Source organism: Burkholderia sp. Ac-20379 (assembly GCF_017104645.1).
Classification (GTDB): domain Bacteria; phylum Pseudomonadota; class Gammaproteobacteria; order Burkholderiales; family Burkholderiaceae; genus Burkholderia.
Genome location: NZ_JAAGPF010000271.1, coordinates 1 through 10,187, shown reverse-complemented (window position 1 = coordinate 10,187; position 10,187 = coordinate 1). Strand labels below are relative to the sequence as shown.

At 65.4% G+C, this 10,187-nt stretch carries 10 protein-coding genes and 1 pseudogene; 8 read left to right on the top strand and 3 right to left on the bottom strand.

The features are described from left to right. Positions 1-216 precede the first annotated feature (216 nt). From G3N92_RS25770 to G3N92_RS25740, 7 genes are all read left to right on the top strand, one after another. Positions 217-672, top strand: coding sequence for a peptidylprolyl isomerase (locus tag G3N92_RS25770; RefSeq protein ID WP_206130417.1), 456 nt, complete (start codon positions 217-219; stop codon positions 670-672). A gap of 2 nt (positions 673-674) precedes the next feature. Continuing rightward, complete coding sequence (gene ispH, locus G3N92_RS25765) at positions 675-1,655, top strand: 4-hydroxy-3-methylbut-2-enyl diphosphate reductase (protein ID WP_206130416.1); 981 nt, start codon at positions 675-677, stop codon at positions 1,653-1,655. 395 nt (positions 1,656-2,050) lie between these two features. Continuing rightward, complete coding sequence (locus G3N92_RS25760; protein ID WP_206130415.1) at positions 2,051-2,848, top strand: hypothetical protein; 798 nt, start codon at positions 2,051-2,053, stop codon at positions 2,846-2,848. A 211-nt stretch (positions 2,849-3,059) separates the two neighbouring features. After that, positions 3,060-4,010 (top strand): branched-chain amino acid ABC transporter permease, encoded by a 951-nt coding sequence (locus G3N92_RS25755; protein WP_206130414.1) that lies wholly within the window; start codon positions 3,060-3,062, stop codon positions 4,008-4,010. Between the two features lie 11 nt (positions 4,011-4,021). Further along, positions 4,022-5,194, top strand: coding sequence for an ABC transporter ATP-binding protein (locus tag G3N92_RS25750; RefSeq protein WP_206130413.1), 1,173 nt, complete (start codon positions 4,022-4,024; stop codon positions 5,192-5,194). 24 nt (positions 5,195-5,218) lie between these two features. Next, a complete protein-coding gene (locus tag G3N92_RS25745; protein ID WP_206130412.1) occupies positions 5,219-5,992 on the top strand; it encodes an ABC transporter ATP-binding protein in 774 nt (257 codons plus the stop codon). After that, on the top strand, positions 5,992-6,708 hold the full coding sequence (locus G3N92_RS25740) for an ABC transporter ATP-binding protein (protein WP_206130411.1): 717 nt from the start codon (positions 5,992-5,994) through the stop codon (positions 6,706-6,708). Before G3N92_RS25745 ends, G3N92_RS25740 begins: the two co-directional genes overlap by 1 nt. A 90-nt stretch (positions 6,709-6,798) precedes the next feature. Here the strand turns inward: G3N92_RS25740 and G3N92_RS25735 are convergent, their stop codons facing one another. The 3 genes from G3N92_RS25735 to G3N92_RS25725 form a co-directional block, all read right to left on the bottom strand. Then, a complete protein-coding gene (locus G3N92_RS25735) occupies positions 6,799-7,251 on the bottom strand; it encodes a GNAT family acetyltransferase (RefSeq protein WP_206130410.1) in 453 nt (150 codons plus the stop codon). Positions 7,252-7,273: 22 nt separating this feature from the next. Further along, positions 7,274-8,458, bottom strand: coding sequence for an acetylornithine transaminase (locus G3N92_RS25730; RefSeq protein WP_206130409.1), 1,185 nt, complete (start codon positions 8,456-8,458; stop codon positions 7,274-7,276). 307 nt (positions 8,459-8,765) lie between these two features. Then, positions 8,766-9,797: a CDP-6-deoxy-delta-3,4-glucoseen reductase gene (locus G3N92_RS25725; RefSeq protein WP_206130408.1), complete on the bottom strand. Its 1,032-nt coding sequence runs from the start codon at positions 9,795-9,797 to the stop codon at positions 8,766-8,768. 80 nt (positions 9,798-9,877) lie between these two features. Here G3N92_RS25725 and G3N92_RS35095 point away from each other — a divergent pair. Continuing rightward, positions 9,878-10,187, top strand: a pseudogene (locus G3N92_RS35095) (hypothetical protein); the annotation flags it as partial.

Sequence of the window (10,187 nt, the reverse complement as noted above, 5' to 3'; positions counted from 1 at the left end):
GGCGCGGCGGTCGACGCCGGGGCCGGGGTTGGGGCCGAGGCGGGCAGGGCGACGCAGGCGGGGATCGTGACGCGTTCGAGGGCTGACGACATGCGATTTTCTCCACTGGGCGCACGCGGGGCCGTGGTGCGAGCCGACATTCCGCCCCGAGCGCTCAGGTGACTTACAATAGCGGTTTTGCGTTATGCCGCCCGGCGGCGGATTGAACGAGTAAACATGAGCCTCATCGATATCTCAGAAGTGAAGCCCGGTTCCCATGTCACGCTTCATTACCGGCTTGCGCTCGCCGATGGTGCCGACATCGTCAACACCTTCGCCGACAAGCCGGCTACCTTGCTGCTCGGTGCCGGGCAACTGGCGCCGGCGCTCGAAAGCATTCTGCTCGGCCTGAAGTCGGGGCACCATTCGACCTTCCAGCTAGCGGCTGGCGAGGCGTTCGGCCCCCGCAACCCGGATATGATCCAGCGCGTGTCGATGAAAACCCTGCGCGAAAACGGCATGGTCGGCGACGATTTCACGCCCGGCGACCTGATCGAGTTCAACGCGCCCGACGGCGGCCGCTATGCCGGCGTGCTGAAGGAAGTGGGCGAAACCTCGGCGCTGTTCGATTTCAACCACCCGCTCGCGGGCCAGGCCATTACGTTCGAAGTGAAAATCATCGGGATTCTGTAACCATGAGCTCAACCGATACGCTGTCCGGCCAGACCGTCGCCGCCGACGCCGAAATCCTGCTCGCTCAGCCGCGCGGCTTCTGTGCCGGCGTCGATCGCGCGATCGAGATCGTCGAGCGCGCCATCGCGATGCACGGCGCGCCGATCTACGTGCGCCATGAAATCGTCCACAACAAGTATGTGGTCGAGGATCTGCGCAAGAAGGGCGCGATCTTCATCGAGGAACTCGAGGAAGTGCCGCCGGGCAACACGGTGATCTTCAGCGCGCACGGCGTGTCGAAGGCCGTGCGCGACGAAGCCGACGTGCGCGGCCTGCGCATTTACGACGCAACCTGCCCGCTCGTCACGAAGGTGCACGTCGAGGTGGCGAAGATGCGCCAGGATGGCGTCGACATCGTCATGATCGGCCACAAGGGGCACCCCGAGGTCGAAGGCACGATGGGCCAGGTCGAGCGCGGCATGCATCTCGTCGAGAGCGTCGAGGATGTGCTCGCGCTGGAGTTGCCCGATCCGGAACGCGTCGCGCTCGTCACGCAGACCACGCTTTCGGTCGACGACGCCGCCGAAATCATCGGCGCGCTGAAGAAGAAATTCCCGGCGATCCGCGAGCCGAAGAAACAGGACATCTGCTACGCGACGCAAAATCGTCAGGACGCCGTGAAATTCATGGTGCCGCAGTGCGACGTGGTGATCGTGGTCGGCAGCCCGAACAGCTCGAACTCGAGCCGGCTGCGCGAAGTCGCGGAAAAGCGCGGGGTGGATGCCTATATGGTGGATTCGCCCGACCAGATCGATCCGGCATGGGTGGCCGGCAAGCGCCGCATCGGCGTGACCGCAGGCGCGTCGGCGCCCGAGGTGCTGGCTCAAGCCGTGATCGCGCGGCTGCGCGAACTGGGCGTGCGCAACGTGCGCGCGCTCGAAGGCATCGAAGAGAACGTCTCGTTCCCGCTGCCGCGCGGGCTGAACCTGCCGCCCGCCGCGTAAGCTCGCAAGCAGCCCCGCTCCCGCCTCTCGCCCGCCGGATATTTTCCGACGCGGCCTTATCTCAAAAAGCGCGCCATCCGGCGCGCTTTTTGTTTTCCTGTGCCGTTATTTCGTTTTGCAACCGTTTGCTTCGCATCGAGTGCAACCTGGTTGCGATATTTTCACGAACGCTTCGCAAAAAAACGGTTGCAATGCAGGAAAACCCTGTCGAATCAGGAATATTGGTTATCTAGAAATTGGAGTTACAATGCGCGCGTTTTCAGGCCGAAATGCATTGCAGACAAGGATTTTGCGATGCGCAGGAGACCGATTTAATGCAGCACAAGTTGGCCGTCGCCCTATCCGTGACATGCGGGGTTGCAATCCGTCGCGGAGCCATTGAACAGGGTACGGCAATGCGCACCGACGCAGGAGACGCATGCCGGACCGATCGGGTTCGGCTGACTCGGCGGGGCGCGGCAAACGGGAAGCAGAACGATAACGAGGTCGGTTTGAGGATCGAAGCAATGCATTCGCATGACCGGTGCGCGGCGCGGGATCGTTCGACGGTTCCGGCGCGGCAGGCCGGAGCGGCGGCCCGCCAGATTGGCACGCAAATTGCTGAATGGATGGGGAGGCTCGGGGCGGCTGGCGCGGCATGCGCGACGGCACGGCGGATCCCGGCCCATCGGCTCGGCATTTGGAGTGGTTTGGGTATTGTGCGAAATACGTTTTTCTTGAATCGCCCGGCGGTTGCGACCGTGGTTGCACCATCCGGGGAACGGGATGCCGATTCGATTGCACCGGGAGTGTGCGTCGGTATGCCCGATATCGGGGCAACAGGGCTCGGCGATGCGCAGCACGTCGCCGCGCCGGCCGCGATCGCGCACCGCGCGACGCGGCCAACCCGCCGTGCCGGCGATGCGCTCGCATCGCCGGCCGGCGGATCGGCCGCCGGGCGTCACGCCGGCACCGCCGACCTCAGGCCGACGCGGCAAGCCGCCCGGTCGTGCCGGACCGCGAGCCGGCAGGACGAGCGCATCGAAGCGCGCGCCACTTACCTCATGTCCGTTTCACGTCGCCCGTTCGCACGCCGTCCGGCGGCGCGCGCGCACGTTGGCGCGGGCATGCGGAATGCGGCGGCCTTAGGTGTAAGGATGCCTAACGACTTCAGGGAGGCCAGGATTACCGTCCTCGATGTCGTGGAGTTGTAGCGACGGGACTCGTGACGGCGCCGAACCCGTGCGGCGCCGTTTTGTACCCATCCCGGTGGCGGCCGAGGTTGTACAGGCCACGAGCCGCGCGCCGGGATGTCATCACCCTTACCGGTATTTATTCGTACCCGCAGTGCTGTCGAGAGCGCCTATCCGTCGCCTACCCGCGTCGAGCAGCGTCTCCCCGATGGCACGGACCAAGGAGCTTTAAATGGATATTTTCGTCCAGCAGGTCATCAACGGACTGGTGCTCGGCAGTGTCTACGCCATCATCGCGTTGGGCTACACGATGGTGTACGGCATTCTCGGCATCATCAACTTCGCGCACGGCGACGTGCTGATGGTCGGCGCGATGGTGGCGTTGTCCGCGATCACCGTGCTGCAGAACCACTTCCCGGGCCTCGGCCACGTCGCGACGCTGTCCATCGCGCTGGTGATCGCCGCGGCCGTGTGCGCGGCGGTGGGCTTCACGATCGAACGCGTCGCCTACCGGCCGCTGCGCCGCGCGCCGCGTCTCGCACCGCTGATCACCGCGATCGGCGTGTCGATCCTGCTGCAGACGGCAGCCATGATGATCTGGTCGCGCAACCCGCTGCCGTTCCCGCAGCTGCTGTCGACCAACCCGCTGAACGTGATCCAGGCCACCGACACGACGCCGGGCGCCGTGATCTCGCCGACCGAAATCGTGATCATCGCGGTGGCGTTCATCGTGATGGCGGGCCTGCTGCTGCTGGTGCACAAGACCAAGCTCGGCCGTGCGATGCGCGCGATCTCGGAAAACCCGAACAACGCGAGCCTGATGGGCGTGAACCCGAACTTCGTGATCTCGGCCACCTTCATGATCGGCTCCGCGCTCGCGGCGCTGGCTGGCGTGATGATCGCGTCGGAATACGGCAACGTGCACTTCTACATGGGCTTCATCCCGGGCATGAAGGCGTTCACCGCCGCCGTGCTGGGCGGGATCGGCAATCTTGGCGGCGCGATGGTGGGCGGCGTGCTGCTCGGCCTCATCGAGCAGCTCGGCGCCGGCTATATCGGCAATCTGACGGGCGGTGTATTCGGCTCGAACTATCAGGACGTGTTTGCGTTCGTGGTGCTGATCGTCGTGCTCGTGTTCCGTCCGTCCGGCCTGCTGGGCGAACGTGTGGCCGACCGCGCTTAAGGAGACCCTTCATGACTTCCATTCAACCGATCGAAACCTCGACGACGCTGGTCGAGGAACGCAATCGCGCCAAGACCGTCACGGTCGGCATCGTGGTGGCGATTCTCGTCGCCGCTGCCCCGTTCCTGATCGGCGCCGCCGGCGGCAACTACTGGGTGCGCGTGCTCGACTTCGCGATGCTCTACGTGATGCTCGCGCTGGGCCTGAACGTGGTGGTCGGCTTCGCCGGCCTGCTGGACCTGGGCTATATCGCGTTCTACGCGGTGGGCGCCTACGTTGCCGCGCTGCTGACCTCGCCGCACCTGACCACCCAGTTCGAGTGGATCGCGGCCATGTTCCCGAACGGCCTGCATACGCCGTACTGGGTCGTGATTCCGGTGGCGATGGCGGTGGCCGCGATCGCGGGCGTGCTGCTCGGCGCACCGACGCTGCGCCTGCGCGGCGACTACCTGGCGATCGTGACGCTGGGCTTCGGGGAAATCGTCCGGATCTTCATGAACAACCTGGATCGCCCGGTCAACATCACGAACGGGCCGCAGGGGATCACGGGCGTGGCGCCGCTGGAAATCGGCGGCTTCAACCTGTCGCAGACGCACACGCTGTTCGGCTTCACGTTCACGTCGGTCTACCTGTATTACTACGCGTTCGTGATCTGCTCGCTGCTGGTGATCTGGGTCTGTACGCGCCTGCAGCACTCGCGTATCGGCCGCGCCTGGGCCGCGATCCGCGAAGACGAAATCGCCGCCAAGGCGATGGGCATCAACACCCGCAACGTGAAGCTGCTGGCGTTCGCGATGGGCGCCTCGTTCGGCGGCCTGTCGGGCTCGATGTTCGGCGCGTTCCAGGGCTTCGTGTCGCCGGAATCGTTCACGTTCTGGGAATCGATCGTCGTGCTGGCCTGCGTGGTGCTGGGCGGCATGGGCCACATCCCGGGCGTGATCCTCGGCGCGGTGCTGCTGGCCGTGTTCCCGGAAGTGCTGCGTTCGACGATGGGCCCGCTGCAGCACGCGCTGTTCGGCCATGAAATCGTCGATACCGAAGTGATCCGTCAGGCGCTGTACGGCCTCGCCATGGTGGTGATCATGCTCTACCGCTCGGAAGGCCTGTGGCCGGCGCCGAAGCACGAAGACAAGATCGCGAAGCTGACCAAGCGCAACGGCAAGAAGACGGCTGTTGGCGCGTAACGGACGGATACGGAGAAACAAGCAATGAGCGACAACATTCGACTGTCCGTGCAGGGCGTCAACAAGCGCTTCGGCGGCCTTCAGGCGCTGTCGGACGTCGGCCTGCAGATCCGCGAAGGCGAGATCTACGGCCTGATCGGCCCGAACGGCGCCGGCAAGACCACCTTCTTCAACGTGATCACGGGCCTGTACACGCCGGATTCGGGCGACTTCAAGCTCGACGGCACGAACTACACGCCGACCGCCGTGCACGAAGTGGCCAAGGCCGGTATCGCGCGCACGTTCCAGAACATCCGCCTGTTCGGCGGCATGACCGCGCTCGAGAACGTGATGGTGGGCCGTCACGTGCGCACGCGTCACGGCCTGATCGGCGCCGTGTTCCAGACGCCGTCGGAACGCCGCGAAGAGCGCGAGATCAAGGAACGCGCGATCGAGCTGCTCGATTACGTGGGCGTGCTGAAGTACGCCGATTACACCTCGCGCAACCTCTCGTATGGCCACCAGCGCCGTCTCGAGATCGCCCGCGCGCTGGCGACCGATCCGAAGCTGCTCGCGCTCGACGAACCGGCCGCCGGCATGAACGCGACCGAGAAGGTCGAACTGACGAGCCTGCTCGACAAGATCCGCTCGGACGGCAAGACGATCCTGCTGATCGAGCACGACGTGAAGCTGGTGATGGGATTGTGCAACCGGATGACGGTGCTCGATTACGGCAAGGTGATCGCTCAGGGTCTGCCGCAGGACGTGCAGAAGGATCCGAAGGTGATTGAGGCATATCTCGGCGCAGGGGTGCACTGATGGCAGCGGCAATGTTGAAGATTTCGGACCTGAAGGTGAACTACGGCGGCATCCAGGCAGTGAAGGGTGTCGACATGGAAGTTCGCCAGGGCGAGCTGGTCACGCTGATCGGCGCGAACGGCGCGGGCAAGACCACCACGATGAAGGCGATCACGGGCCTGAAGCCGTTCTCGGGCGGCGACATCACCTACGAAGGCAAGTCGATCAAGGGCGTGCCGGCGCACGAGCTGCTCAAGCGCGGCCTGGCGATGGTGCCGGAAGGCCGCGGCATCTTCGCGCGCATGTCGATCCTCGAGAACATGCAGATGGGTGCGTATCTGCGCAAGGACACCGACGGCATCAAGTCGGACATCGAGCGCATGTTCGGCTTCTTCCCGCGCCTGCGCGAACGTGCGACGCAGTACGCGGGCACGCTGTCGGGCGGCGAGCAGCAGATGCTGGCGATGGCGCGCGCGATCATCAGCAAGCCGAAGCTGTTGCTGCTGGACGAGCCGTCGATGGGCCTGTCGCCGATCATGGTCGAGAAGATCTTCGAAGTGGTGCGCGAGATCTCGAAGGAAGGCCTGACGGTGCTGCTGGTCGAACAGAATGCGCGTCTGGCGCTGCAGGCCGCCGACCGTGGCTACGTGATGGATTCGGGCACGGTGACGATGGAAGGCAACGCGAAGGACATGCTCGACGATCCGAAGGTGCGCGCCGCGTATCTGGGCGAGTAAGCGCTTAGCCGGGCAGATGTTGCCCGCATGAAAAAAGGCCGCCGCGGGAAACCGCGGCGGCCTTTTCATTTGCCTTTGCCGATCGACCGGTCAGGCCGGCAGCGGCAGCCGCTTGCCGAACGACACGAGCGGCTCGACCTGATAGCCGAGCGCCGCGTAGAACCGGCGCGCCTCGTCGTTCTCCTGCAGCACCTGCAGGTTGATCTTGCGGCAGCCGAGCGCGGCCAGCGCGGCTTCGGCATGCGCCATCATCGCGCGGCCGATGCCGAGCCGGCGCGCGTCGTCGGCCACGGCGAACGAGTAGAGCCAGCCGCGATGCCCGTCGTAGCCGGCCATCACCGTGCCGACCAGCCGCTCGCCGCGCCAGGCGACGAAGAACAGCTCCGGCTGCACGGCCAGCTTCATCTCGATCGATCGTCGCGGGTCGCGATGCGGCACGCTGGCATCCGAATAGCTCGGGAATGCCGTGAGCCAGAGCGCGATCACCGCTTCGGTGTCCGCGCGCTCGAAGATCCGGATCGTCAAGTCGTCGTCGGCATGCATCGCGAGTCTCTTGGCGGTTCGATCAGAGCGTGTCGAGGATCGAGCGCAGCATCGCCATCATCTGGTCGATTTCCGCGTTCGTGACGTTCAGCGCCGGCATGAAGCGCAGCAGGTTCGGGCGCGCGGCGTTCAGCAGCAGGCCGTCCGGGCCCATGTCGCGCGCCTTCTCGACGATCTGCGGGCCGATGTCCTTGCCGAGCAGCAGCGCGCGCAGCAAGCCTTCGCCGCGCTCGCCCTGGAAGCCGCGCTCTTCCGACAGCGCGAGCAGGCTCTGCTTCAGGTATTCCGAGCGCTCGCGCACGCTTTCCAGGAAGCCCGGCGCCACCAGTTGCGAGATCACCGAATAGCCGGCCGCCGTCATCAGCGGATTGCCGTTGTAGGTGCCGCCCTGATCGCCGGCCTCGAACACCGCCACTTCGGCCGTCGACAGCAGCGCGGCCAGCGGCACGCCGCTGCCGATGCCCTTGCCGAGCGTCATGATGTCCGGCGCGATGCCCGACAGTTCGTAGGCGAACAGCGTGCCGGCACGGCCGCAGCCGCTTTGCACTTCGTCGACGATCAGCAGCAGGTTGTGCTGCTTGGTCAGCGCGCGCAGTTGCTGCATGAATTCCGGCGTGGCCGGGATCACGCCGCCTTCGCCCTGGATCGGCTCGAGCATCACGGCGACGGTCTTGTCGGTGATCAGCGCCTCGACCGAAGCAATGTCGTTCAGCTCGGCCTTCGGGAAACCCGGCACCTGCGGTGCGTAGATCGTGTCCCAGCCCGGCTTGCCGCTGGCCGACATCGTGGCGATGGTGCGGCCGTGGAAGCTGTGATTGAACGTGATGATCTCGAACGCGCCGTTCTTGTTCTTGCGGCCCCACTTGCGCGCGAGCTTGATCGCGCCTTCGTTGGCTTCCGCGCCGCTGTTGGCGAAGAACACCTTGTCGAACACGCTGTGCTGCGTGAGCAGGCCGGCCAGCTTGGCCATCGGCTCGTTGTAGTACGCCGGCGACGGGTTCAGCAGGCGTTCGGCCTGGCTCTTCAGCGCCTCGACGACGCCGTCGTTGCAGTGGCCCAGGCTGTTGACCGCCCAGCCCTGGATGAAATCCAGATAGCGCTTGCCGTTGTGATCGTAGAGCCAGGATCCCTTGCCGTGCGTGAACACGAGGTCGGGGCGGGTCGTGATGTACATCAGCGAGTCGATCGGATAATCGTTCAGAGGCATGGCTGCGGGCTCCAGCGGGTAGCGACAGGGGAAGAAAGAGACAATAAAAAAGCCACGGAATGCCGTGGCTTGGTAGTTCGAACAGCTTGGGCGTAACAGGTGGGTGGGTTACGCGTGCGTCCGTGACGAGCCGGCGGCATCCGTGCAATGCGGCGAGCGGCGACGTCGGAGGGCGGACAGGAAGCGGTTCATGGCGCAAGCATACGGCATGACGCGGCGATAAGTAAACCGCGCGGTTGCGACAAACGCGTGTCGAGCGGGGATTTTCGGCCGGCGCGTCGCGTGGGCGAGACGCCGGCCGCGCCGTTCAAACGGCGTTGGCGAGGTCGGCCGCGCTCGTGAACGAATCGGCGTAGAACTCGTCGGCGGGCAGCCTGTGATGGGCCGTGAAGTCGCGCTGGGCCGATTCCACCATCACCGGTGCGCCGCAGGCATACACCTGATGGCCGGACAGATCGGGCAGATCCTCGGCCACGGCGCGGTGGACGAAGCCGGTGCGGCCCTCCCACGCGTCGCCGGCGTCGGGCTCGGACAGCACGGGGACGAACTTGAAGTTCGGGATCTCGCGCGCCCATTGCTCGGCCAGCTCGAACATGTAGATGTCCTTCTTGCGGCGGGCGCCCCAGTACAGGCGCATCGGACGCGTGAAATTGCTGTGCCGCGCGTGCTCGATGATCGCCTTGATCGGCGCGAAGCCGGTGCCCGAGGCCAGCAGCACGATCGGCTTCTCGGAATCCTCGCGCAGGAAGAACGTGCCGAGCGGGCCTTCGAAGCGCAGGATTTCGCGTTCCTTCATCGTGTTGAACACGTGATCGGTGAACTTGCCGCCGGGCATGTGGCGGATGTGCAGCTCGACCGGGCCTTCCTCGTGCGGCGCGCTGGCCATCGAGTAGCTGCGGCGCGAGCCGTCCTTCAGGATGAATTCGATGTATTGGCCGGCCAGGTATTGCAGACGCTCGTTGGCCGGCAGTTGCAGCTTCAGCACGGCGACGTCGTCGGCGCGGCGCTCGATCGCGTTGACGCGGCACGGCAGCTTCTTGACCTGCACGCCGTCCACGCCGGCGATTTCACGCACGTCGATTTCGAGATCGCACTGCGCGGTGGCGCAGCAGAGCAGGGCCAACCCGCGCGTGCGCTCGTCGTTCGACAGCGCCGACGCCGCATGCGGGCGTTGCTCGACCTGCCCCTGCACGATCTGCCCCTTGCACGAGCCGCACGCACCGTTCTTGCAGCCATACGGGAGATGCACGTTCTGCCGCAGGGCGGCCGCCAGCAAGGTTTCTTCCGCCTCGGCCTGGAATTGCCGGCCGCTTTGCTTGAGGGTTACGTTGAATGCCATAAGTCCATGAACCAAAAGTGGGGACCGTGCACATCGGGCACGGCGGCTACAATGTTTGCGCTACGAATTCCGGTAACACCATGATTGCGACACGAACCCTGCGCCGTTCGCGCGTGCTGATCGTCGGCTGCGGCGATGTCGGCATGCGCTGCGTCGAACAGTTGCGTGCGCGGGCCCGCCCGCCGCGAATCATCGCGCTGACGAGCCAGCCTGCCCGCAGGGCGGAGCTGGCGGCGGCCGGCGCGGCGCTGGCGGCCGGCACGATCTTCGGCGCGGAGCCGTGGACCAACGAAATGCGTGCCGCGATCGAGCAGCGCGCCGGCATCGATGCGGTGGACATCTACGGGCTGTCGGAGGTGATCGGCCCGGGCGTGGCGTCGGAATGCGTGC

What these genes read in the sequence shown, in the direction of transcription:
- G3N92_RS25770 (WP_206130417.1), top strand. Translation starts at nt 217, where the DNA reads ATGAGCCTCATCGATATCTCAGAAGTGAAGCCCGGTTCCCATGTCACG.
- ispH (WP_206130416.1), top strand. Translation starts at nt 675, where the DNA reads ATGAGCTCAACCGATACGCTGTCCGGCCAGACCGTCGCCGCCGACGCC.
- G3N92_RS25760 (WP_206130415.1), top strand. Translation starts at nt 2,051, where the DNA reads ATGCGCACCGACGCAGGAGACGCATGCCGGACCGATCGGGTTCGGCTG.
- G3N92_RS25755 (WP_206130414.1), top strand. Translation starts at nt 3,060, where the DNA reads ATGGATATTTTCGTCCAGCAGGTCATCAACGGACTGGTGCTCGGCAGT.
- G3N92_RS25750 (WP_206130413.1), top strand. Translation starts at nt 4,022, where the DNA reads ATGACTTCCATTCAACCGATCGAAACCTCGACGACGCTGGTCGAGGAA.
- G3N92_RS25745 (WP_206130412.1), top strand. Translation starts at nt 5,219, where the DNA reads ATGAGCGACAACATTCGACTGTCCGTGCAGGGCGTCAACAAGCGCTTC.
- G3N92_RS25740 (WP_206130411.1), top strand. Translation starts at nt 5,992, where the DNA reads ATGGCAGCGGCAATGTTGAAGATTTCGGACCTGAAGGTGAACTACGGC.
- G3N92_RS25735 (WP_206130410.1), bottom strand. Translation starts at nt 7,251, where the DNA reads ATGCATGCCGACGACGACTTGACGATCCGGATCTTCGAGCGCGCGGAC.
- G3N92_RS25730 (WP_206130409.1), bottom strand. Translation starts at nt 8,458, where the DNA reads ATGCCTCTGAACGATTATCCGATCGACTCGCTGATGTACATCACGACC.
- G3N92_RS25725 (WP_206130408.1), bottom strand. Translation starts at nt 9,797, where the DNA reads ATGGCATTCAACGTAACCCTCAAGCAAAGCGGCCGGCAATTCCAGGCC.